This is a genomic window from Dissulfuribacter thermophilus, from assembly GCF_001687335.1.
GTDB classification, from domain to species: Bacteria; Desulfobacterota; Dissulfuribacteria; order Dissulfuribacterales; family Dissulfuribacteraceae; genus Dissulfuribacter; species Dissulfuribacter thermophilus.
Genome location: NZ_MAGO01000004.1, coordinates 62,624 through 87,527, shown reverse-complemented (window position 1 = coordinate 87,527; position 24,904 = coordinate 62,624). Strand labels below are relative to the sequence as shown.

The 24,904-nt window shown below is 48.6% G+C and carries 17 protein-coding genes and 1 pseudogene; 14 read left to right on the top strand and 4 right to left on the bottom strand.

The genetic code is table 11. From position 1 onward, the window contains the following. Positions 1–3: 3 nt before the first annotated feature. Positions 4–741 carry a hypothetical protein gene (locus tag DBT_RS12460; RefSeq protein WP_244155316.1) on the bottom strand — a complete coding sequence of 246 codons (738 nt, stop codon included), beginning with the start codon at positions 739–741 and terminating at the stop codon, positions 4–6. Between DBT_RS12460 and DBT_RS11740 the strand changes: the two genes are divergently transcribed. Beyond that, a complete protein-coding gene (locus tag DBT_RS11740; RefSeq protein ID WP_244155314.1) occupies positions 671–1,399 on the top strand; it encodes an O-antigen ligase family protein in 729 nt (242 codons plus the stop codon). The two genes, DBT_RS12460 and DBT_RS11740, sit on opposite strands and share 71 nt — an antisense overlap. Here the strand turns inward: DBT_RS11740 and DBT_RS04430 are convergent. Together DBT_RS04430 and asnB are read right to left on the bottom strand one after the other, a co-directional pair. After that, on the bottom strand, positions 1,396–2,523 hold the full coding sequence (locus DBT_RS04430) for a glycosyltransferase (protein WP_244155310.1): 1,128 nt from the start codon (positions 2,521–2,523) through the stop codon (positions 1,396–1,398). The genes DBT_RS11740 and DBT_RS04430 overlap by 4 nt on opposite strands. 4 nt (positions 2,524–2,527) lie before the next feature. Continuing rightward, entirely contained in the window at positions 2,528–4,345 is a 1,818-nt protein-coding gene (asnB, locus tag DBT_RS04425) for an asparagine synthase (glutamine-hydrolyzing) (protein ID WP_067616886.1), read from the bottom strand. Positions 4,346–4,594: 249 nt separating this feature from the next. Between asnB and DBT_RS04420 the strand changes: the two genes are divergently transcribed. The 13 genes and pseudogenes from DBT_RS04420 to prxU all read left to right on the top strand — a co-directional run bounded on the left by DBT_RS04420 (position 4,595) and on the right by prxU (position 23,369). Further along, positions 4,595–6,085 carry an ArnT family glycosyltransferase gene (locus DBT_RS04420; protein ID WP_161939902.1) on the top strand — a complete coding sequence of 497 codons (1,491 nt, stop codon included), beginning with the start codon at positions 4,595–4,597 and terminating at the stop codon, positions 6,083–6,085. Positions 6,086–6,335: 250 nt separating this feature from the next. Beyond that, a complete protein-coding gene (locus tag DBT_RS04415) occupies positions 6,336–7,244 on the top strand; it encodes a phosphatase PAP2 family protein (RefSeq protein WP_067616879.1) in 909 nt (302 codons plus the stop codon). 493 nt (positions 7,245–7,737) lie between these two features. Continuing rightward, the gene (locus DBT_RS04410; RefSeq protein ID WP_067616877.1) at positions 7,738–8,415 is read left to right on the top strand and encodes a response regulator transcription factor; all 678 of its coding nucleotides are present in this window, start codon (positions 7,738–7,740) and stop codon (positions 8,413–8,415) included. Next, positions 8,405–9,796 (top strand): sensor histidine kinase, encoded by a 1,392-nt coding sequence (locus tag DBT_RS04405; protein WP_067616875.1) that lies wholly within the window; start codon positions 8,405–8,407, stop codon positions 9,794–9,796. Before DBT_RS04410 ends, DBT_RS04405 begins: the two co-directional genes overlap by 11 nt. Positions 9,797–9,815: 19 nt before the next feature. Next, entirely contained in the window at positions 9,816–10,493 is a 678-nt protein-coding gene (locus DBT_RS04400) for a winged helix-turn-helix domain-containing protein (RefSeq protein WP_067616873.1), read from the top strand. Beyond that, positions 10,471–11,880, top strand: coding sequence for an ATP-binding protein (locus tag DBT_RS04395; protein WP_083186622.1), 1,410 nt, complete (start codon positions 10,471–10,473; stop codon positions 11,878–11,880). The genes DBT_RS04400 and DBT_RS04395 overlap by 23 nt, the downstream gene beginning before the upstream one ends. A 218-nt stretch (positions 11,881–12,098) precedes the next feature. Next, positions 12,099–12,668 (top strand): PepSY domain-containing protein, encoded by a 570-nt coding sequence (locus DBT_RS04390; protein WP_067616869.1) that lies wholly within the window; start codon positions 12,099–12,101, stop codon positions 12,666–12,668. Between the two features lie 38 nt (positions 12,669–12,706). Next, positions 12,707–14,134 (top strand): TolC family protein, encoded by a 1,428-nt coding sequence (locus tag DBT_RS04385; protein ID WP_067616866.1) that lies wholly within the window; start codon positions 12,707–12,709, stop codon positions 14,132–14,134. After that, on the top strand, positions 14,118–15,224 hold the full coding sequence (locus tag DBT_RS04380; protein WP_067616865.1) for an efflux RND transporter periplasmic adaptor subunit: 1,107 nt from the start codon (positions 14,118–14,120) through the stop codon (positions 15,222–15,224). The genes DBT_RS04385 and DBT_RS04380 overlap by 17 nt, the downstream gene beginning before the upstream one ends. Next, positions 15,221–18,273: pseudogene (locus DBT_RS04375) on the top strand (efflux RND transporter permease subunit). Before DBT_RS04380 ends, DBT_RS04375 begins: the two are co-directional and overlap by 4 nt. A gap of 20 nt (positions 18,274–18,293) precedes the next feature. Next, positions 18,294–19,382, top strand: a complete 1,089-nt coding sequence (locus DBT_RS04370) for an efflux RND transporter periplasmic adaptor subunit (protein ID WP_067616863.1) — start codon at positions 18,294–18,296, stop codon at positions 19,380–19,382. After that, positions 19,382–22,432 (top strand): efflux RND transporter permease subunit, encoded by a 3,051-nt coding sequence (locus tag DBT_RS04365; protein WP_067616862.1) that lies wholly within the window; start codon positions 19,382–19,384, stop codon positions 22,430–22,432. Before DBT_RS04370 ends, DBT_RS04365 begins: the two co-directional genes overlap by 1 nt. Before the next feature lie 217 nt (positions 22,433–22,649). Beyond that, the gene (gene prxU, locus DBT_RS11735) at positions 22,650–23,369 is read left to right on the top strand and encodes a thioredoxin-dependent peroxiredoxin (protein ID WP_083186620.1); all 720 of its coding nucleotides are present in this window, start codon (positions 22,650–22,652) and stop codon (positions 23,367–23,369) included. A gap of 361 nt (positions 23,370–23,730) precedes the next feature. Here the strand turns inward: prxU and DBT_RS04350 are convergent, their stop codons facing one another. Beyond that, positions 23,731–24,894: a SufB/SufD family protein gene (locus tag DBT_RS04350; protein ID WP_067616857.1), complete on the bottom strand. Its 1,164-nt coding sequence runs from the start codon at positions 24,892–24,894 to the stop codon at positions 23,731–23,733. Positions 24,895–24,904 lie beyond the last annotated feature (10 nt).

The window sequence follows — 24,904 nt, the reverse complement described above, 5'->3', positions numbered from 1 at the left end:
TTTTCATAATAGAGAGTTTTCGTTGCCTCTTGTTGAAACAGGTGTTATCAAAGCGTTCATGAGGTTGAGTTCGTCCCCATCTCTCCTAGAAAATCTGGGCCTAGGGGCCTTGTATCTCTTTTGTTTAAGCGCCTGGCTGAGCACGACCCTTTCAGAGATCGCACTGGTCACATTGCTCATTTTGGCCTTTGTGAGGGTGAAAGATTTTTGGCCGTGGCTTAGGTCAACGATTATTTTCCCGTTTATTTGCGCATTCATAGGGTATGTGGCCATCATGGCATATAGGGGCACACTGCTCTTTCCCACGACGTGGGGCCTACAGTGGAAATATGCCTTTAGATGGTCATCCATTGCCTTCATGCTTCCATGCGCCTTTTGGATCAGGGCAAATGAGGAAAGGTGCCTAAGGCTCATGGCCGTGGCATTCTTGGGGCTTATTTGCTCCATAATACTTAGGTCTGACTGGGGGCTTTTTCCTTCGTGGTTGAAGGGGCAAAGATACTGTTTTGGCTTTCCCTGCCTTACAATATCGTTGCTTTCAGGGGTGTTCATCCTTGCATTTATCACTCTTTTTGGCAGACTGGTCAGCACGTTCAAACAAGGCATCAAACGATACGGGCTATTGATTGGCGTTTTTCTCATTCTTGCCTGTCTGTTTTCGTTTGTTTTCATGGTGCAGGTCCTGATTACCACCCAATCAAGGGGGGTGTGGTTGTTTCTTATGGTCATCTTGGTGTCCATGGCGTTGGGCTCTGGTATCAATATGGCCCGCGCTGGGCGTGTGTTTCGGGACATGAGGTGTGTGGCAGGCATCATCATTGTCTCCTTCATGGCCCTAGTAGCCTGGTACGAGGCTGGCACAATACAAAAGCGGTTGTTACAGGAAAGAGACGATGCCTACAAAATTTTACGTCTCGACGTAGACTCCCTACCATATGAGACCTCTATAGGGATAAGGGCCCATGTGTGGTGTTTTGGAGTGCGCACCTGGCTGCTTTCCCCTGTCCTGGGCTGGGGGCCAGGCACCAATGCCTTGTCTTCTCCCTTTTTTGAAACCAAAGCGCGTTTTTCCTCTGATGAGGAACGGGAAAAACTGCCAATTTATGCCACTCATCTTCACAGTGACCCCATAGAGTCCCTGGTACGGCTTGGATTGATTGGCACGTGCATTCTAGGGGCCATTTTCCTCTCACTTGTTTATGGACTGGTACGGGCAAGGATAAATGGGGCTGTGTCATCAGACGTATTTTTGTTCCTCCTTTCCTCAATCTCATTAATGTTCTTATTTAGCCTCATAGAGTTCAGGATCGTACATGTGCCCTATAGAAATCTCCTCCTCATAATTTCCTCCATTGTATTGGGCCTGTCTCATGGTGAAAGTAAAATGGGGCTATCCTAATCAAAGCCCATGGCCTTCAGGTACGCCCTAGTGGATCGTCTGACTTCATAAGGCCAGGCAGCTTCTTTCAATTTTTCAGGCGAAAGCGGAGACGAAAGCGTCCTTTCCATTGCCTCTGCCAGAGCCCCTGCATCTCCAACAGGCACTAGTTCGCCATATCTGCCGTGCTGAAGTATCTCTGATGGGCCGTTGGGACAGTCTGTGGACACACACGGGGTGCCCAGGGACAATGCCTCAATGAGTACAAATCCCAGGCCCTCCCAGCGCGAGGTAAAGGCAAATAGTGAACTGTGTGCCTTGAAAGGATAGGGGTTTTTTACGAATCCAGGGAAAGACACCTTGTTCCCAACTCCGAGCTTTTGGGCCAGCCCTATAAGATTGTCCCTGTCTTTTCCACGGCCAAGTATTATGAGTCTTAGATCCCTTTCTTTGCCTCTCAAGATGGAAAAGGCCTTGAGGAGGGTGTTGAAGTCCTTTCTATAGCCCAGTTCCCCAACCCCAAGGACTATTCTTCCATTAGGTCTTTGGAACCATGGATGATCTGGGATGGGCTGCGCCTCTTTAAAAACAGAAGAGGGTATCACAGGAGGGGGGACCACCTCTATGTGATCTCTTTTGAGGCCTGTGTAGCTGGCCATGTCTTCTTTTACACCCTCGCACGTCACAATGACCCTGTGGGCCAGGCCATAGAGCCTGGCCATGGATGTGCGCTGGAGCCAGCGTTCAAAAGGTCCCCTGTGGGCAAGGTCAATTGAAATGGTGGTGCCTGAACTCAAAATGAGCCTTGTCTGGACCCTTGAGAGGATTTTGGCAAATATTGCCACCCTGTTCACGCGGTCTTTGTCTGATAAGAGGACGTCGGGCCTCCTGTCCTTTAGGTATCTGACCACAGGATATAGAGACGAATATACGTGGGATGTCCCCAGATCTATGATATTGAGCCCGTCTGGAACTGGTTTCGAGAGCTCAGGGCCGTGATTGCGCACCTTTAGGAGATCCACCTCATAGCCCTCTTCCACCAGTGAAGGGAGCAGATTCTGGGCAATACGATCCACACCGCTATGGCCGGAGGTCGCAAAGAAACAGGCAATTCTTCCTCGGTAGCGCTGGCCCTTGGACATCATCCTCTTATGAGATGAATTCTAGGGGATCTTCTTTGGTAGAAGGGGCCACTGAACAGGATTTTTCTATGAAGAGATTGTGCCAGATGGCAAAGTGCATGAGGCCCCAAATCTCTCTGGATGCCTTTTTCTTGGCCCGTTGTGCTGAAAAGAGCTCTCGAATGCCATCTCGTTGGAACCAGTTGCCAATGGCCTTGTTTTGCAAAAGCTTTTCTTCCAGTCTGTTCAAAAAGTCTCCTGTTAACCATTCGCCAATGGGCACGTGAAATCCTCGCTTCTTTTTCCAGAGATGATCCATGGGAATGTCTTTTTCAGCCCATCTCCTCAAAAAGACCTTTCCGTAGTGTGGCCTTATCTTGAGGGATCTTGGAAGGGAAAGGCCAAATTCCACTACGCGATGGTCGAGAAAGGGGACACGCCCTTCCACCCCAAATGCCATGAGCATCCTGTCGACCTTCACAAGGAGATCCTCTGGGAGTTCGGTAACAATATCTGTATATTGGGCCTTTTTTGTATAGTCCCATGCTGGAGGGGTGCATGACCAGGCATTTATGAATGGCGTTTTGTAGGATTTGGAGAATTGGGCCAGTTTATCACCAAATACCTTTCTTGGCCATGGATTCCTCCATCGACCACGGGTCCTGAAACCGCCTGATTTGGGATTGGCCATTTTCTTGACCAGACATTCCACAAACGTCTTTCTGTATCTTCCGTATCCGGCAAATACCTCGTCTCCACCTTCACCAGTAAATACCACCTTTAGAGAGTGGTTTCTCGCATGTTCCGCTAGAAACGAAGTTGGAAGGCAGGCATAGTCCCACATAAATTCATCAGTGGACCACACCATATGGGGTATTCTCGAAAACATCTCATTGGCCTCGAGCACGATAGGGACGTGTTCAGTGTTAAAGAGACGTGCAATCCGCTGTGCGTCATCCAACTCATCTTTCATCTCTACGCCCTTGTAGCCAACCGAGAAAGAGAGGATTTTGTTGGTCTGAAGCCTCGATATCATGGCGAGAACAGTGGCTGAATCCACGCCCCCAGACAGGAATACCCCATAGGGGACGTCTGCCCTCATGTGCTGGACCATTACAGTTTCAAACAGAGATGAAAACATCTCCTCAGCCCCATTGTAGTCAATTTTTATGGGGCTTGTGCGGGTGAGATCCCAGTATCTCATGGATCTCACCTGGCCCTGTTCTACGATCAACATCTCTCCAGGTAGTACTCTTTTAACACCGGACAAAATGGTGTTTCTACCTGAAGAAAACTGGTTTTGAAGCCCCTCTACCAGAGAAGGCGGGTGAATCTCTTTGGCCTTCATAAAGGGCACGAGGGCCTTTATCTCTGAGGCAAAGAAAAGACCATCGTCTCTCTCCAAATAATATAGAGGTTTTATGCCAAGTCTGTCCCTTCCAAGTAAAAGGCGCCTTTTTTCGCCATCCCATAGGGCAAAGGCGAACATCCCGGCTATCTTTTGGATGAAGTCCAATCCAAATTCCAGATATGCGTGAATTATGACCTCACAATCAGATAGTGTGCACGTATCTCGACCCCTTAGGTTGAGCTGCTCTCTAATTTCCTTGAAGTTATATATCTCGCCGTTTGCAATGAGTACGATGTTGGGATTGTCTGCGCAAAGGGGTTGTCTGCCGCCTTTGAGGTCAATAATGGAGAGCCTCGAATGAATAAGGCCGAGATTGTCTCTTAAAAAGATGCCGTGTTCATCAGGGCCCCTATGCTTTATCAATGACCCTATGGTTTCAAGGTCCTTTTTAGTGGCTGGCTGGCTCTTCCATAAGACGCCACCTATGCCGCACATATATTTTCCCCTCGGTTATAAGAAACCTGATTTTTGGGTTTGGATTGTGATGGGCTCTGTGCTCTCATTTCTGGTTTGCTCTAAAACAGTTTTGGAGGGGATTTATAAGGCCTAAAAATTAATCTTTGATGAAAAAAAGATTAAGAAAATTTAATAAATGTTTAATTAGAAGTGAATTATAAAGTATAAACAGGCTCTTTACCTTTTTTCGCCCAAATTGTATTTTGGTGAAAAAAATTGAGGAGAACATTGGAAACGTTATCATTAACTCGAACATACACAGCGGTCTTTATAGTTGCCCTACTGGTATCCATATGTTTTCAGGGCTCACGTGGACTATACGACCGTGATGAGACCAGGTACTCTGAATGCGCAAGAGAGATGCTCATTACAGGCTCATGGCTGATCCCGTTAAGGGATTTCAAACCCCATCTTACAAAGCCTCCCCTTACATATTGGGCTATTGGTGTAAGCTTGAACACCTTTGGCATAAATGAATGGGGGGCAAGGATTCCCAATGCAGTGGCGTTTTCTGTGACTGTATTGCTGGTGGGGCTTATTGGAGCAGGACTTTTTGGAGAAAGGTACGGCCCCTGGGCGTCTGTGATATATCTCACATCCATTGTGCCTTTTGCTGCCTCCAATATTGTGACTACTGATACCATATTGGTAATGTGGGAGGTGGCTGCTATATGGGCCTTTCTCAAGGGGTATCAGGCAGAGACAAAGGCCAGGGCTCGTATGTGGTTCGCTATCATGTCACTTTTCTGGGGGCTTGGTTTCTTGACAAAGGGCCCTGCAATCTTTCCTGTGGCAGCAGCCTTGGGGCTCTTTTGGATCTTTAAGAGGAGGCTCTTTAGGGTATTCCCTGCAGGTTTTGCCGTAATCTTCATATTCCTGGTCACTGGGCTCTCCTGGTATGTGATAGTCTGGAAACAGTATCCTTGGGCAATGGATTTGATAATAAAGGAACAGGTTACTGGAAGGCTGTTTTACGACATGTTCCACAGGAATAGTGCCTGGTATGCCCCATTTTATATATATCTTCCTATGGTCTTGTTTGGTTGTCTGCCATGGGCCTTTGGCTGGATTGGAATTGTAAGACGACATCTAGAGCACAGGACACTCAGAGATGCCCTCAATCAGGCAAAGATAGCTATCTCAAGGGACCCTGAGTGGCTATTCATATTTTTGTGGTGGGCAGTGCCACTCCTCATATTCTGTGTGGCCAAGTCCAGACTTCCGCTTTACATTTTGCCTGTATTCCCCCCAATGGCCATCGCCACTGCAAGACTCCTGTTTAAAGAGGAGCCCCCTGGGTTTGTGTTCACCAAAAAGGTCTTGGTTACCCTGGTGTTTTTCCTGACCTTAAAGGGAATTGCTGCAGTAATCCCGGCTCCTCAGGATGCAAGGGCCATGTACAGGGCATTTTCCTCACATATCAACGATTCGAATGAAATCGACGCAATAGGTGGGCCATTTCTCGACGGCCTGGCGTTTTATAGCGGAAAGCCAGTTGAATATCTCCCTACCAATCTATCAGGGCCTTCTTCGCATCCAACAGACTCGCAATGGGATGAAGAGATCCGAGAGATTAAAGAGGGAAAGAGTGAAATCTTTGTACTGGATGTCAAGAAGAAGAGCAGACTTGAGTTGATAAAACACCTAGGTCTTGAAGCAAAACTACTAAAGCGCTTTCATAGATATGGGCTTTTCAAGGTGTATTCAAAAGAAGGTTAGTACAACTTCATTGCTGGAACCCCTTCTTTGAATAGCTATGCCGCTCTCTGGCGCGCTGTTGCCTCCTATATTTAGGATTTAGGTAGGACTTAATTGAGATCTTTAGGGTCGATTTTTCTCTTTGGAGAGATTACCAAAATATAATTTTCCTTTAATCCTCTGATAATCTTTATCCCCTATTTACTCAATTGATTCGAGGCATCAGAACCTGGTGCTTACTGCTCGAAATCAATTCAATGAGGATGAAAACATGAAGAGATTGTTTGGTCTTATTGGCGACTGCGGACACTTTTCAGGAGCAGCGGTAGGCCGAAGCCGGAGCTGGTGGGCAGTGATTGGAAGGATCCGATGGTTCATTGCGGTGCTGGCCATATTGGCAGTTGGGGAGCTGATCTATGCCAATAATGATGCGTTGTTTTTTCTCATCAATGGCACACACGTCCCCTGGCTCGATCACATCATGCTCTTTATAACCTCATTGGGGGACGGGCTTGTTCTAATGGTCTTGGTTTTTTTCCTCTTTCCCCGAAGAGGGGATCTGGCTATTGCCTGCGCTGAGGCCTATGCAACTTCCGGGATAGTTGCTCTAATCTTGAAACGGATTGTTGCAGCACCGCGTCCACCAATGCTGTTCAGGCCTGAGCTCATCCACGTGGTTGGGCCTGTACTGAAACACTATTCCTTTCCTTCTGGGCATACTGCCTCTGCAGTGTCAGTGGGTGTGGTGCTGTTTTCGCTGTCCAAGGAGCGGCGGTTGGGGCTGATCGCCCTTGTACTCAGCCTGTTGGTGGGCTATTCCCGCATTTATGTCGGAGTTCACTTTCCGCGGGACGTCTACGCTGGGGCGTTGTTGGGAGCGTTGGCCGCTTTGGTGGCTGCGCGCTGCCATGAGCGATTGTACAGATGGTTAGGTCGGCTTTCTGCTCACAGGCGCGCCAGACTGCGCCTTTTGACCATGGGGTTGATGGCTTCGGCTGGTTTTTATCTGGGATTTTTTTACTGCGACGTGATGCCAGGCATGGAAATTCCTGTGAAGCTGCTGGGGGCTGGGGCAATCCTATTCGCAATTTGGCAATGTATGGCCGCGTCCCCGGAATTTGGACTTAGAGGTGGCCCCTCAGAAGGCCATATATTTAGGAGTCTCAGGTTTCATGCTTAGTTTTCCGAAGGGCTAGATTGGCCTAAAAAGCATTCCAAAATGTCTTGATGCCATAGTGAGCCTTTTGCTGCTTTTGTTAAACAAAGGCACCTACCTGTTGGTGACTCTTCAGTCTGAAATCTAGTTTATTAAGAATTCTTAATAAAGTTTTCATCAGGAATTAATGCTTACGAGGTAGAGAAAAATGTACTAAGTTTTTCTGTTTAATAAAATGGGGAGAGGTCTAAAATAATAAGGCGTTTTGTGACTCTAGTGTTGCCTCTGAGAGTGTTTTAAAATGGACTTCCTGAATTTGGATGGCTAGACCATAGATACAGTGTGGTCTGACGCGGCAGAGGCAGTGCGCAGTGTACGCCAATTGGATGCACAATTTGCTATTAATGGCTGAAACAAGGTGTTTGAACCTCCAAGAAGGTGAAAGATCGGTGGGGGCAAATGAATAGAAAAGGTTTGGGAGGATCTCCAAAAGCTTCGTCGCTTAAAGGTATGTCCAATGAAGATACTACTTGTAGAAGATGATAAGCAACTCGTACAGTTTATTGAAAAAGGCCTCATTCAGGCGGGATTTTCAGTAGAGTCAGCCATGGATGGGGCCACTGGTCTCCGTATGGCGCAAGATATGGACGTGGACCTTGTCATTGTAGACATAATGCTACCTATTTTAGACGGATATACTCTCATAGAGCGACTTAGAAGGGCCAAGCCCAATCTACCCATATTGGTGTTGAGCGCAAAAAGGTCCATTGAAGACAAGGTCAAAGGCCTAGAGATCGGCAGTGACGATTATCTTACGAAACCCTTTTCCTTCTCAGAACTCCTTGCACGGGTAAAGGCCCTGCTCAGACGTGCGGGCAATATGAGGGAGGACATTTCATTCAAGATAGGGCCTCTTGAGATCGACCTTTTGGCCAGGAAGGTCTACATGAATGGCCAAGAGATAGAGCTTTTGCCTAAGGAATTTGCGCTACTTGAATATCTTGCAAGGAATAAGGGGAGGGTATTGACGCGTATTCAGATACTGGAGCGGATCTGGGGATACAGTTTTGATCCTGAATCCAATGTAGTAGATGTTCACATTTGCAAATTGCGTGAAAAACTGGGTATCCCAAGGAAAAATGGCCTGATTCGCACGATTCGTGGGGCAGGATACATGATGACAGATGAAGATTAACCTACCAAAGACCCTCACCTTTAGACTGACCACACTTTATGCAGGTCTCTTCACAGTAGCCTTCATTCTGGTCTTTTCGATTGTCTATTATATCGTTCAAAATGAACTGTTGAAAATGATGGACCAGGACCTCATGGAAGACATTTCAGATATGAGCGAGAACTATGAACAGTGGGGTCTAGATGGCCTCAAGAGATTTGTTGACAGAGAGTCGAGTGATGATGGTCCAGAAAATAAATGTTTTAGGATCATAGACGCAAAGGGAAGGATTATCCACACCACAGACCTTGAACAGTGGGGAAATTGGAAAACTAATCTGCCACCATCCCATACCGGTGATGAGGTCCTATTTAAGACAATTCGTATACCAGCAAGACCAGAGCTAGAGGCCCGGGTCATGACATTTCCAATAGGGCAATACTGGGTTGAAGTGGCGGTACCCCTTAAATGGAATGAACTCATTCTCTCTGAGCTCAGAAGGGCGTTTTGGCTGGGCGGGGTCTTTACCATGTTTTTTTCCATCTTGACCGGTTGGATAATGGCTCGGCGCACGCTGTCTAAGATTCAGGAAATAGACTATGTGGCGAGAAAGATTGCAAATAGTAACGACCTCAGTCAGAGGGTCCCATTGAAAGGCACTGGAGACGAATTAGACAGGCTGGCCGCCACATTCAACTCCATGTTAGAAAGGCTCGAGGCCTTTGTAAGAGAACTATCGGACATGCTAGACAATACTGCCCACGATTTTAAGACGCCTTTGGCCCGTATCAGGGCCATGGCAGAGACGAGCCTTGCGAGCAACGACGTGGATTCAATCCAGGAGGTGCTCGTGGAGATTATGAATGAAAGCGATAGGTTTTTGTCAGTCTTAAATGCCATAATGGATATATCTGAGGCCCGTACAGGGCTCTTGGATCTCAAACGTTCAGAAATTTCAATATATGAGCTGTTAAGGGAGTTGGAGGGGCTCTTTTCTGGTATTGCCAAGGCAAAGAGTATCAGGTTCAATGTCGCCTATCCTGAAAGGGATGTAATAATCAGGGTGGATAGGGCAAAGTTGTTCCAGGCACTGTTGAATATAGTGGATAACGCCTTCAAATTTACCCCTCCAGGCGGCACTGTGGCCATTTGGTTGGATAGAGATGATCAATTCGTTAAGATATCTGTCTCGGACACTGGTCCCGGAATCCCGCAAGACAAGATCCCCCGGATATTCGAGCGCTTTTTCCGACTCGATTCCTCTCGTTCCAGTCAAGGACGGGGCATTGGCCTTGCCCTTGCCAAGGCCTTTATAGAGGCCCATGGAGGGCAGATCCACGTGGAAAGCTATTTGAATTCAGGAAGCACATTTTCTGTATGGATTCCACTTAAGAGCAAATAGTATTGAGGGGGGAGTCTCCGTGAGAATCCTTTTGGTTGAAGATGATCAACAGACAGCCTCTTTTATCATAAAGGGGCTCAAGCAAGAGGGATTTGCCATTGATCACGCTTTGGACGGTAAAACTGGATTGGATCTCGCACTTTCAGAGCCATACGATGCCGCGGTAATAGACATCATGCTACCTGGGATGGATGGCCTTTCCCTGATTGACAGTATGCGGAAAAGTGGGGTGGAGACCCCTGTTATCGTACTCAGTGCAAAGGGTTCAGTGGATGACCGCGTAAAGGGGCTTCAGACAGGGGGAGATGATTATCTGGTGAAACCCTTTGCCTTTTCCGAACTCGTTGCCAGGATTCATGCCCTTATACGCAGGGCCACTAGGGCCAAGGATCCTACGGTCCTTCAGGTCGGAGGTCTCAAGATGGACCTTGTGCGGAGACGGGTCTTTCGAGATGGGGTTGATATTGACCTACAGCCCAAGGAATTCGCCCTTCTGGAATATCTTATGCGAAATGCCGGAAGGGTGGTATCGAAGACCATGATCATGGAGCATGTGTGGGACTATAACTTCGACCCCCAAACAAACGTGGTAGAGGCGCGTATCTGCAAGCTCAGAGACAAGGTGGATCGCCCCTTCCAAAAAGATCTCATACATACCATCCGTGGTGTGGGATATGTGTTGGAAGAACGTGACTAATCTTTCGAAAACAGTCACCTTTCGACTCACCCTATGGTACTCCATGATATTTGGCCTGCTAACATTTGTGGTGTTTTTGGTGGTTTATTTTTACCTGGTTTCGTACCTCCATTGGCAGATAGAAAATGAGCTTCTCAACTCCATTAAGGAGTTTGAGTCTCTCTACAAAACAGGTGGTATAGATGCCCTCAGATCGGAATTTCTGCGAGAGGCAGAATCAGAGGGGGCACACAATGTCTTTTTGTGTCTGAGGACTCCAGACGGGAAGGTAGTGGCATCCTCAGGTGCTGGGGCATGTAGGTACCTTGAGCCACTAAAACCTGACCTTATGAATTCGGATAGTGATAGGCCAGTCCTAAGGACCATTTCACCCCATGGTTTAAGTCATAAGATTAGACTCGTAGCCAAAGAGATGGAAGATGGCTATGTGATGGAGGTAGGCAGATCATTAAAAAATAATGAACTCATGATGGAAAGGTACAGGGAGACCTTTGGAGCCGCAATTTTTGTGATGATCACCTCAGGAGGTCTCATAGGATGGTTCATGGCTAGAAAGGCCATGAGTGGAGTGAGTAGAGTGACCACAATAGCCTCAAGGATTGGAAAGGGAGATCTCAGAATAAGGGTGCCCTATGGCGGAGAGGGAGAGGAGATAAGGGCCCTGGTCATCGCATTTAATGATATGCTCGGTAGGATAGAGTCCCTTGTAAAAGAATTGAAACACGTTACTGACAACATAGCCCATGAACTCCGCACACCACTTACTCGTATCCGTGGGTTGGCAGAGACAACCCTGATAAAAGGCAAAGATGTGAGTGAGTATCAGGAGCTAGCAGCATCTGTGATAAGGGAAAGTGACCAACTCATCGCGATGCTCAACACCATGCTCGAGATAGCAAAGACGGATTCAGGCATCAACGAGATGGCCCTCGAGCCTGTTGACCTAAAAAAGATCATTGAAGAGGCAATTGACCTCTTTATGCCCCTTGCAGAAGAGAAAGATCTTTCTATTGAGGTATCCCTTCCCAAAGGAGAGGTCATAATAAAGGGAGAAAGACACCGGCTTCAGCGTGCCTTTGCAAACCTTTTGGACAATGCCATAAAATATTCCCTTGAAAATGGCAGGATCGAGGTGTCTTTAAAGAGGGAAGAACATGGGATGGTACTGGTAGAAATTGGCGATTCAGGCATCGGTATAGACGAAAAAGATCTTCCATACATCTTCGAGCGCTTTTATCGTGGTGATAAGAGCCGTTCTACTCCAGGTAGCGGCCTTGGTCTGAGTCTTTCCCTGAGTATAATCAGGGCGCATGGAGGCGATATACAGGTGGAGAGCGCTCCAGGCAAGGGAACGAAATTTACTATAGTGCTTCCAGTTGAATCCTGAAATCGACTTCTCTATTCAGGAATTTGTTTTGGTCTCTAAAGCATTTTGGTATTATCTATTTTGTGTGCTTAAAGTAAGCTATTTTATTATTTCGTCTTTAGGTGATTACCAAAATATAATCTTTTTGTAATCTTGAGATAATCTTCATCTCATATTCTCCCCAATCGATACGAGGCATCGAGACCCGGTGTTTACAGCACCAAAAGGAGGACTTAAGGATGAAGAGAACATTTATTTTTTTAACGGCATTTCTCCTGTTAGCCGGGGGTGCCATGGCAGGAAATCCCTTTGGGACAGCAAGTCAAGGGGATTCCCAGGATTCTGTATTCATGGAATGCACTTCAGGCCCTGATTACACCGTTACCTCGTTCAGGTCATTTAACGGCACCATAAATGCTGTACCTGGAGACGACTGCGTAAAGGTGGTCAAACAATTGATGGCAGCAGGATACAGACTTGAGGCATTGTCTCAGAATTCAGTATCTGGCAATTATTTTGGGATCTTCGTAAAAGATGGTGTAAATGAAAAAGAGGCAAAGGATGCCAATGAAACCCAAGAGAGTCAGTACCTGGCTAGCAAGGCCAAGATTACAAAGGATCAGGCTATTTCCATCGCTAAAACAGAAAACCCCAATGCAAACGTCATAAACGCCCAATTGGAAGATGAAAACGGACAGGTGGTTTACGGAATTGAATTCGACAATGGCCTCGAGGTAAAGGTAGATGCCATAGATGGCAAGGTAATTTGTACAGAACAATCTGATGACGGAGAAGCCAACGACGAGTAAACTGGACTGAACTATTGTCAAATTAGGAGAAGATTCTGATGCCTCGTATCATGGTCGTCTTAATCGCCATCTTTTTGAGTGGATGTAGTGTTTATCACCCCATTCCTCTGACCTCCAAGGAGGTCAACAAAAGTCTTTTGCCTCCAGATACGAAATATATAAAGGTCCAGGCACATGAGATCCAGCATCCTATCTTGAAACCCTTGGAATTTGATGACCGGGACGGGCTTTCGCCAGATGAGGCCGCTATCCTTGCTGTCATAGCCAACCCGGAATTGAGGGCCATAAGAGACCGTAGAGACATAGCAAGGGCCCAGATCCTACAGGCAGGGATCCTGCCCAATCCGCAGTTGTCCGCGACTCTGGAGATTCCCACAGGGGGTGCTACCCAGGGGACCATAAATGCCTACGGGCTTCAGCTCGATTGGGACATAATAACAGCCCTTATCCTAAGAGGTTCCAATATCAGGGCTGCCAAAAGGCAGGCAGAGTCCATAGAGCTTTCCATTGCCTGGAAGGAGTGGCAGGCTGCTGAGGCAGCTAGAATTCACTGGTTTAGGCTTGCATGGCTCGAAAAAAAGCTCTCGCTCCTTGATGAAGAGGAGGAACTGCTCAGCTCGAACCTTGAGGCCCTCAAAAAGGGTGTGAGCCTGGGGGTCAAGACAGGGCTCGACATTGCTGCTGCCCAGGCCACACTCCAGGATGTGCGCCAGAGCCGTTCAGCACTGAGGCGACAGATGGAAAAGGAGCGATGCGCCCTCAATCGATCCCTTGGTCTTCCACCAGACAGACACGTTACCCTTCAAAGGGGCATTGATCTTACAGCCTGGCCCCCTGAAAAGATCCCTCTCACGGACCTGACTTCTAGCCTTGAAGATCGACGTCTTGACCTCATGGCACTGCGCAAGGGCTATGAGAGTCAAGAAGAGAGGCTCAGGTCTGCAATCCTTGAACAGTTTCCAAAGATAGGGATAGGCCTCATCCGAGCCAGGGATACAGGAGACGTCATCACTACAGGTGGAGCAGTTTCGTTCAGCATCCCCTTGTTTGACCGCAATCAGGGGACTATCGCCATTAGACGGGCTACAAGGAAGCAACTCTATGACGAATATGCTGCCCGTCTTTTTGGGGCGCGTGCAGAGATCTTTTCTCTGACAAAGGAACTGGAGGGCGTGAGAGCTGAAATGGCTGCTGTGGAACAGGCAGTAGAGGCCCAGCAGAAACTGGTTGATGCCTTTGAACAGGCAATTGAACAGGGGAATCTAGACGTAGTCAGCCTTTATCATGCAAAAAAGGATCTCATAGACAAGCGGCTCAGGCTTCTAGACCTTTATTCCACGATGACAGACCTGGGCGTGGCCCTAGAGACTGCTTCTGGACGGATATTCCCAGTAGGGCATGAAAAGCCCCATCCAGAAACAAGAGACGGTAAGTGGAATGGAGATGAACATGAAGTCAATTCATAGGTCCATAGTAAAGACATCTATTGCAGTAGTACTGGTATTAGCCATTGGAATCATAGTCCTTTTAAAGGGCAATCAGGGAAAAGATGGGGAAGCTTTGGCCCTAGCCTCAGAAAGTGACAAGGTCAATGAAAAGAGCGCCCTGGTCCAGGTTGCACCTATTCGAAAAGGGACCATTGAACAGACCATTTGGGCCTATGGATCAGTGATTCCAGCTCCAGGAAAGACCAAGGTCCTGGCAATTCCTTTTGCTGTACATGTAAAGTCTGTCTATGTGACTGAAGGACAGTCAGTTCGTAGGGGTGACAGGCTCCTCGAACTCTGCCCTAGCCCAGACGCAAAATTGACCTTGGAAAAGGCCATGATTCGATATGAGGCAGCACAAAAGCGGCTCAAGACTGTGGAGGAGAGATTTGCCCTCAAGCTTGCTACAGGAGAAGAGCTCTTACTGGCGCAGCAGGCATTTGAGGAGGCAAAGGCAGAGATACAGATGCTTAAAAACATGGATATGGCCGGAGACATAGTAATTTTTTCCAAATCCAATGGGATAGTCTCAAGGCTTTTTAAAACCAAGGGGGCCTTAGTGGCTGCTGGTGATCCTGTCATGGAGATCGTGGCGGATAACGAGGTGGAGGTCCGTCTAGGGGTGGAGCCAGAGGATGTGAGTCTCGTAAAAAAAGGGCTTCGGGTAGTGGTAATCCCTGTGAATAGGCCCAGGGTTCCCTCAGTGACAGGTAGGGTCCGTGCAGTATCCCAGAGCATCAATCCCGCAACTAGACTAGTGGATGTCTTTGTCACCATGGACTCGAAATCAGCTTTGATGCTAAACGAGTATGTCAAGGCCAAGATCGTGGTTGAATCCCGCCAGGCACTGATCGTCCCCCGCTCTGCAGTGCTTCCGTCTGGAGACAAGTACATCATCTTCCTCGTAAAGGATGGCAAGGCGAGGCTGAATACTGTTCATGTGGGGACAGAAAATGGCAATGAGGTAGAGATCTGGGGGGATGGTATCTCTGTGGGAGATCAAGTGGTGACAGTTGGCAATTATGAATTGACTGACGGTATGGCAGTGAGGATAGGGGACAACAGATGAGTTTTACCCATTGGATGCAGAGGCACCATCGCTTTATCCTGTTTCTCATCACAGTACTTTCTGTTGGAGGTATAGTCGTTTCTTTTCAAATGCCTGTGGCCCTCTTCCCCCACGTGGACTTCCCACGGGTGGTGATCAGCCTTGAGGCAGGAGACCGTCCGGCAGATCAGATGGTAATCGAGGTTACCCAGCCAGTGGAGGAAGCCATAAGGGCAGTGCCAGGGGTTCGAAGCGTACGCTCCACCACCAGTCGCGGTAGTGCAGACATATCTGTAAATTTCGATTGGGGCGAAGACATGGTATCGGCCATGCTTCAGGTCGAATCCTATATAAACCAGGTCCGATCCTCTCTTCCCCCTGGCACCTCGTTTACAGTAAGGCGAATGGACCCCACTGTGTTTCCTGTCCTCGCCTACAGCCTCACCTCAGACAAGCTCTCGTTGGTGGAACTGCGTGACATAGCCCTTTATCAGCTTAGGCCTCTGCTTTCCACTGTAAGGGGAGTAGCCAAGATAGGGGTCCAGGGCGGCGCAGAGGCCGAATACCAGGTGATGGTTGACCCTGACCGGATCGATGCCCTAGGACTTACTATTGATGATGTGGCCAGGGCCCTTTCTGCCTCAAACGTCATCCAGGCTGTTGGGCGCATGGAGGATCACTACAAGCTCTATCTAGGCATCTCCGATACCCGTCTCAGGGGACTGAAGGACATAGAGGAGACCATTGTAAGGTCTGGAGAGGATGGCCTGTGTGCCTTGAAGACATTGCAACCGTGTCTAAGGCAACTCGCCCTCAGTGGATACGGGTAACAGCCGATGGCCACGACGCGGTCATTGTACAGGTATTTCAGCAGCCAGGCGGAAACACCGTTCAGATCGCCTTGGACTGCAAGAAAAAACTCAAGGAGTTTCGCAGCCATCTCCCTGCAGGCCTAAAGATTGCCAACTGGTATGATCAGAGTGAACTCATCCTCGCCTCTGCGGCAAGCGTGAGGGACGCTGTCCTCATTGGATTGATCTTTGCTGTGCTGATTCTGTGGTTGTTCCTACGAAACGTAAAAATGACACTGATCGCGGCAATTATGGTGCCCAGTGTGCTTGCTGCCACTATCTTCCTTCTAAAGGTGTTTCACATGAGCTTCAACATCATGACCCTTGGGGGGCTGGCTGCGGCGGTTGGGTTGATAATCGACGATATGATCGTCATGGAAGAGCACATCGTAAGGAGGTTGGTAGGGAGAGGCGAGCCCAAAAACAATATTGCCTTGTCGGTAAGGGAGATGACCAAGCCCCTTGCAGGTTCATCAACGACTACTACCATCATCTTCCTGCCTCTTGCCTTTCTTACTGGGGTAACTGGGGCCTTTTTCAAGGCACTTTCTCTTACCATGGCCTCTAGTCTCATTGTTTCATACCTTGTGGCATGGCTTGGAGTACCACTTTTAGCAGGGTATCTGCTTAAGTCCCAAAAGGGCCGGGCAGAAGAATCTGGCATGGGGATGCATGGGGTTTTGTCATGGTATCAGCGACTTATGAAATTTGTTTTGGATCGTCCACTGTTGGTGCTTCCGGTGATATTGGCGCTTGTAGGAGTTGGGTGGCTTGCATACCGGCACCTGGGCTCTGGATTCATGCCGAAAATGGATGAGGGAGGTTTTATCCTAGACTACCGCACTTCTGCTGGTACCTCCCTTACTGAGACTGATAGGCTGCTCCGTCAGGTAGAGGATATACTCAGGCAGACCCCTGAGGTTCAGACCTATTCCAGACGGACAGGTCTTTCCCTCGGAGGCTCTATTACCGAGGCCAATGAGGGAGATTTTTTCGTGCGTCTTAATCCACCACCAAGGCGTTCCATAGAAACGGTCATGGATGAGGTGAGGACGAGGATTGAAAGGCTGGTGCCTGGCATAGAGGTGGAAATGGCACAGCTTATGGAGGACCTCATAGGAGACCTCACAGCCGTGCCTCAGCCCATAGAGATCAAGCTCTTTTCCGATGATGAGGGATTACTCAGAAGGCTTGCGCCGAATGTGGCAGATGCCATCAGGAGAATCCCAGGTGTGGTGGATGTAAAGGATGGGATCGTGCTTGCTGGCGATGCCATCGTGGTCCACGTAGACAGGGACAAGGCCTCCCTCGAAGGCATCCGCCCAGAGGCTGTCACTGCCATGCTGTCCCATTATCTCCATGGGGTTGTCACCACACACATCCAGCAGACCCCAAAGATGGTGGGGGTGAGGGTCTGGATACCTGAAGAGTTTCGAACCACAGAAAAAGACATTGAGGCGCTTCGTCTGAGGGCTGCTGATGGACATATCTTTCCGCTTAAGCGCATTGCCAGGGTGGAGGTGTTGACTGGTCAGCCACAGATCACAAGGGATGATCTAAAGTTGATGGTGGCGGTCACTGGCCGCATTAGTGGCAGGGACATGGGATCTGTCATACATGACGTAAAGAAGGTGCTAGAGCGGCCAGGCCTGCTCCCCAAGGGTGTCTACTACGAACTAGGCGGGCTCTATAGACAGCAGCAGATCGCATTCAAAGGGCTTGTTGCGGTATTTTTGGCAGCAGTGGTCCTGGTTTTTCTAGTGCTACTGTTCTTGTATGAGAGTTTTCGCATAGCCTTTTGCGTCATAATAAATACGCTGTTTTCCCTTTCTGCCGTATTCGTTGGGCTCTGGCTCACTGGTACTGAGATCAACATATCCTCCATGATGGGGATGACCATGATCATAGGGATAGTGACAGAGACCGCCATATTTTTCCTCTCAGAATATTCGTCATCCCCCAAAGGAATATCCATGAAGGAGGCCATGATACTGGCTGGAAGGAATCGTATGCGTCCCATAGGCATGACCACAGTAGCAGCGATCCTGGCCCTTATGCCCCTGGCTCTGGGCATTGGTCAGGGTGCGGCCATGCTCAGGCCTCTTGCAATCAGTATTATTTCCGGACTCTTCATCCAGTTTCCACTGGTGCTCGTTGTCCTCCCTGTGCTCATGTACGTCCTTATGGGGAAAAGGGATGCTGTGACCTCTGGTGAATAAAGGATGTGGGGGGAGGCGCCATGAAATCATATGCAACAGGCACGCTGACATTGATTGCCATAGTTGCAGTCCTGGGTGGTGCTCTGTGGCTCAATGCCTTTAAAAGCAGACAGAACATTGTTCCCATCTCAACCCTCCCACGCCTCATCACCATTGAGGCCCAACACCCAGTGAGGCGAGACTTTGTCCAGCGCCTGCGCTGGTTTGGCCAGGTAGAAACAAAGAGCATAGTAAGGATTAATCCACTTGTGGATGGAAGGATCACTTCTATCGAGGCCCAAGACGGGGCCCATGTACGCAAAGGCGACGTACTGTTTACATTGGGAGGGCCAAGGGTCGCCCATGAGGAGGCACTGCTCAGTCAACGCGTCTTGGCCCTGGAAAGCCAGGTATCAAGGGCAGAGACCATAGTGAAGACAAGGCTGAGGGCAGTGGCGGAAAAGATGGTGAAGCGCGAAGACCTCCTGACGGCTCAGGAACATCTGGATCAGCTCAAATGTGAACTTTCCGCCTCTAAACAGAGATTGGCTGCGCTTAAACACGCCCTATTTGTCCGTTCCCCTATGGATGGAATATTTACAAACCGAAGGGTCCATGTGGGTCAAGAAGTGGACAGGGGAGTGCACCTAGCAGATGTCATATCTACTGGGCTTCGTATTACTGCACGTCTCTTTCCGCCTCCTGGGGTCTCGTTAGTGGGAAAGCGAGTGGAGGTTTACGGGGCCTCTGGCGTTGAGACATCAGGGACTGTCCAGAGGGTGATGCCTGAACGCTCTCCAGGGGGGGCCACTGTTGTTTGGATTGAAGGAGATGAGATCGATGATCTTCTCAGGCCTGGAGAGGGTGTTTCCGGCTGGATCGTACTCAAAACCCGAAAGGGGGTGCTTTCGGTCCCAGAGGATGCTGTAGTGCATGATGAACAGGACAAGGCCTATGTATTTGTAAAAAACGTGAAGGGATACCAGAAAAAGGCGGTGGAGATCGGACTCGAACAGGGGGGCTGGATCGAGATAGTCTCAGGTATTTCCATTGAAGACCAAGTGGTGGTTCGCGGTGCATATGAGCTTTTCTACCGCGATTTCTCCAAGGCCTATAAGGTGGCAGACTGATGCGCGCCTTTTTGAAGTTTATTACAAGCTACCCCACTGCCACAGTACTTCTAGTGGTTTTTATTGTGTTCAGTGGTGCATATTCCTTTTTGCACATGCCTGTAGACCTCTTCCCTGACCTCGAGGTCCCAGTAGTCAACATCATAACGCACTATCCTGGAGCTGCTCCTGAAGACATGGAGATGCTCGTATCCAGGCCTGTGGAGGATGAGATGCGCACCATCCCAGGCATAAAGCGCGTGGCCTCTATGTCTGTCCAGGGGCTTTCACTGGTTACGGCGGAGTTCAGTTGGGGGACCACTGTGAGGGATGCCAGACAACTGGTGCAGGCAAGACTGGCCAGAGTGAGAAACATCCTGCCTCAAGGTGTGAGACCAAGGCTCGAAAATATAGACACAACTCTGCAGGAGGTCTCTGGATACGTCTTTTACGGAGGTGGAGACCCAGTCACCCTGCGAAATACAGTCTCGCATGCCATTGCAGGCAGACTGATGAGCGTCGAAGGAGTATCTTCGGTCGATGTCATAGGGGGCGACAGACAGGCTTTTATAGTGACTTTGAGGCCTGAGGCCCTGGCCTGGTTTCACATCTCCATCACAGAGGTCATAACTGCCTTAAAGAGACACAACCTTACGGCAGTGGCAGGTTTCATAGAGCGGTCTGGCAAAGAATATTTGATTCGCGGTGATGCCAGATTGAAAACCCTTGAAGACCTCCGGTCCATCCCTGTGACAAGAAACCGTGAGGCCCCAGTCCTTCTTGGTATGGTGGCAGAGGTGCAGGAGGGCAGGGTACCAAGGCATTATGTGGTTAGGGGGGATGGCGTACCCGCAGTTGCCCTCATAGTCCATAAACAGCCTGGGGTCAGTACCATCGATGTTGTTAGGGACGTTGACAAGGTGCTTTTGGGGCTAAAGGACCTTTTGCCAGAGGGGACTACTGTAAAGAAGTTCTATGACCAGTCTGAGATCATCCTCGAGTCTCGTAGCGAGATAGTCCAGGACCTTTTTGTTGGCGCGCTCCTGGCTGTATTGGTGCTATATTTTTTCCTGGGAGACCTTCGGCCCACCCTCATAGTTGGCATCACAATCCCGCTTACGCTCCTGGCCACCATTGCGGTGATGCGCTCTTTGGGCCTGGGGTTCAATGTGATTACCATGACGGCAATGGCACTTGCAATAGGTATGATAGTGGACGACGCCATTGTTGTGGCAGAGAACATATTTCGTCATGGCAAGACAACAAGCGATCCTAAGGAAGCGGCCATAGAGGGGGCTGCGGAAATCGCTGGCCCTGATGCCTCAGGCACCTTTACCACTGTGGCGGCCTTTATCCCCCTCATTGTGGTGACTGGAATAGCATCGCTTTTTCTAAGACCCTTTGGTCTGACAATAAGCTCTGCCCTAGTGGTGTCGCTCCTCCTTTCTTTAACCCTGGTGCCCCTTCTATTCAGTAGGAGCACGAAGGCCTTGACTCAGCAGGAAGGCTTCTTGGGACAACGCTTGCTCTGGTTTGTCCATGGAAGGTTGCAAACAATCTTGAAGTTCTCTTTTAGGCACAGAGCAGCAGTCATTATTGTCGCTCTGATCTCACTAGGTGGGGCAGGGCTTTTGGCCTTTATGGGAAAGGCGGCAGTCCTTCCGCCTATGGACGAGGGCGCTATTCTCATCGAGTACATCATGCCCCCTGGCACTTCCCTTGCTGAAAGCGATCGTATTGGGGAGATATTGGATAGAATAGCCCTTCAAGACCCAGGGGTATCATGCGTTTATCGAAGGAATGGCTCGCCAGAAAACGGCTATCAAATAGAGGGCGTAAACAAGGGGGAATTACTCATCAAGTTAAGGCCGAAAACAGAGCGCAGTCGCAGTGCAGCACAGATTATTGAGTCTCTAAAGAGGGCGTATTCAAAGATTGAGGGATGCGTCTTTCTCTATCACCAGCCCACTCAGGAGAAGATAGACGAGAGTTTCTCAGGGCTTCCAGCACTCTTCGGAATAACCATTTACGGTGTTGACACTGAAAAACTAGCTTTTCTGGCTGGACAAGTAGAAAACATCCTCTCCAGTGATCCTGCCATTTCAAATGTGATAAACAATACAAAGGTAAAGGCCTCTGAAATCGATGTCCGGTTACGCCATGATCGACTGGCCCTCTACGGTCTGGAACCGTCTGAGGTCCTCTATGCCCTTCAGGCCGCTCGAAATGGCGTTGAGGCCACTAAGATCTTCCGTAACAGGCAGGAAGTAGCAGTCATTGTCAAAACGGACCCTGAGTACGCCTCAGACCTCGAGGCCCTTCGAAAGATGCCAATTGGCACTCCGAACGGGAGTATGGTCCCACTAGAACAAATCGCTGACATACGCATTCGCAATGCCCCATCTGCAATTACCCATATCAATGGGCAGCGTGAAGTTACGATTATTGCAGAGTTAGATGGCAATATCCAGGCAGTGGTGTCACGGTTGAAGGACAGGCTGCGGTCTGTTTCCCTACCCCAAGGATACAGCATAGAGATCAGCGGCCAATACAATGTCGTTATCAAGACTGCGTTTGAGATGCTCCTTGCCATCCTCTGCGCAGTTGTCCTCATATACTTTATCATGGTCATGCAGTTTGGATCCTGGAGCCAGCCCCTCATCATCCTGGTCACAATACCCATTGCCCTCGTGGGAGCAGTCCTCGCCCTTTTTATTACAGGGCACAGTCTGGACGTATCAGTGGGTATGGGGGCAGTGACGTTGGCCGGTATTTCCGTGAACAATGCCATTGTGCTGATTGATTACTGTAATAAAAAGGTATTGTCAGGAATGGGCATTGCAGAGGCATTGATGTCGGCGGTCTCGGTTCGATTGAGACCAATTCTACTCACCACCTTCACAACAATAGCGGCATTGATACCTACAGCTATAGGTACAACCGTTGGATCAAGGATATTTCAACCATTTGCCATTACTGTGATCGGGGGCCTCATTACGGCCGTTATTGCAACAGTCGTTATCGTACCAGTGTTGGTCCTTTTTACTGAAAAATCCAAGGCCATTTCCTAACTATTCTCTGCCTGTTTTGGTCTGTCTTACAATGAATCAGGACCTTGTCAGAGAAAAAAGCTTGTTGCTCAAAATTTTTACAGCTACAGGATCTCGACGGACTCCTGATAACGAGTGAGCCAGCCTTGACGAGTCCTATGGCATGATTAGCTTAAAAAATAGACTTTTCTCCATTCATAAAAGTCAAAGGCCAAAAAACGCGTACGAGAGGTAAATCATGGCAGAAGAACTCAAAATTGCATGTGCAAGGCCAACAGGCGCCCCTGTTGGTGAAGAGAAGACAGAACCAAACCAACCAGAAACAATTTTTGAAGAGGAGGAGAGAACAATGATAGCAGTAGGTAAGAAGGCACCGGAGTTTTCAGCCCCTGCTTTTTACAAGGGGGATTTTGTCAATGTAAAGCTGTCGGATTATCTGGGCAAATGGGTGCTTCTCTGTTTCTATCCAGGTGATTTTACCTTTGTGTGAGCCACTGAATTGGCAGCAGTTGCTGCAAAATATGACGAGTTGAAAGAGTTGGGTGTGGAAGTCCTGGCAATGAGCGTTGACAGTATGTTTGTGCACAAGATGTGGAATGACAATGAACTTTCAAAAATGGTAGAAGGCGGGATTCCTTTCCCCATGCTATCAGATGGGGGTGGCAGGGTAGGAACTATTTATGGTGTTTATGACAGCGAGGCAGGGGTAGATGTACGAGGCCGTTTCATTATAGACCCAGACGGGGTTGTTCAGGGCTATGAGGTGCTGTCTCCTCCTGTAGGGCGCAATATTGAAGAAACCTTAAGGCAGATAAAGGCGTTTCAGCTTGTACGCGAATCAAAGGGTACTGAAGCAACACCTTCAGGATGGAAACCTGGAAAGCCGACACTTAAGCCAGGTAAAGACCTTGTTGGAAATGTTTGGAAAGAATGGAAGGTTGAGAAGGCCTTTGACTAATATTTTGCTCCCCTAAATCAAGATATGGTAGTTACAGACCAAAAGGCCGCTCTAATAAGCGGCCTTTTGGTTAAATGGGGAAGATTAGAGATCAGATCATGGGTTTGATAAGCCTTTTTTTTATATTACATCTTCGGCAAGTCTTAAAGCTGCCTGATTTACGGGAAAATACCCGTTGGGATAATACGCCTGATTTAACAGGTAGAAGGCAGAAGGTAGAAGGAAGAAGCAAGCCGTGCCTTCTACCTTCTACCTTATTAAAAGAGAAGCAAGATCGTCTTTTTAACTGTATTGCCAAGATACAGCAAGTATTTTGTGTTTTTCGAATTTGTCATGCAGGATGTAGAGGGTACAATCTGGTCTACATTCCATGCTGGCACTCTGAAACAGCACGCTGGAGTTCCTCTTCCAGCTCTGGTGGTAAGCCCTCGATCTTGACATCGAGAAAGCCCCTGACAATAGTGGCAACTGCCTCTTCTTCAGACAATCCCCTTGCCATCAGGTATTCTATCTCTTCCTGCGCTATCTTTCCAACTGCTGCCTCGTGGCTCATGTCTACGTCATCCAAATGGGCCTCGAGCTCTGGGATTGCGTGAATAATTCCATTGTCTGCGAGTATCATGCCCTGACATTCCAAGTGGGCCTTTGCACCTTTGGCCTTTCCAACGAGATGGCCTCTGGCGATAACAGTGCCTCCATTAGACACTGTGCGGGATATGATCTCTGCCTTGGTCTCTGGGGCCTCGAGTATTACCTTGGAGCCTATGTCCAGTAGGGAGTCTTGGGGGGCGACAACCACAGAATTAAATCTTGCAACTGCGCCTTTCCCCTTCAAAGTGGCAACTGGGTATGTCTGGATAGATTTGACTCCCTTGAGCGATATGTAGTTAGACATAAATAGGCCGCCTTCTTCCACCTCCACGCCAGTTCTCGGCCTTACATATACATTTTCACCCCAGTTATGGATCATGGTAAATATGAGCTTGGCCCCTTTTTTGACGAAAAACTCACTTATTCCTATATGAAGACCTGAAGTGAGGTGAGGGTGTGTGGCACAGCCAGTGATTACGTGGAGTTCTGAGCCTTCTTCTGCGATTATGATGTTGTGCACCCTTTGGGCAACATTATCGCTACGGATGTAAAGGCAGGTTTGTAGCGGATATACAACCTTTTCTCCGGCCTTTGCCCTAATGAAATAGCCGTTATCTAGGTGCTGATCTGTCTCTTCTGTAAAAATGTCCTTGTCTTTGGATACAAGCTTCCACCAATAGTCTTCGAGCCAATCATACTTTTTTAATGCGTCTGTAACTGGTAAAAGCTCCACTCCAGGCACGGAACAATCACAGTGGGCAACGCTACAGTTTGTCTGTATGAAACTCCCTATGCGCCCAGATTCGTCGGGCTGAAAGCCAGTTTCTTTGAGTTTTTTTATCTCTTCTTCCTCGAGTTCTTCAACACTTTTAATACCTTCAACCTCGGAGGCAGGTATGAATTTTTCCAAAAGCTCCTTATCGTTCGAGGCCATGGTTCCTCCT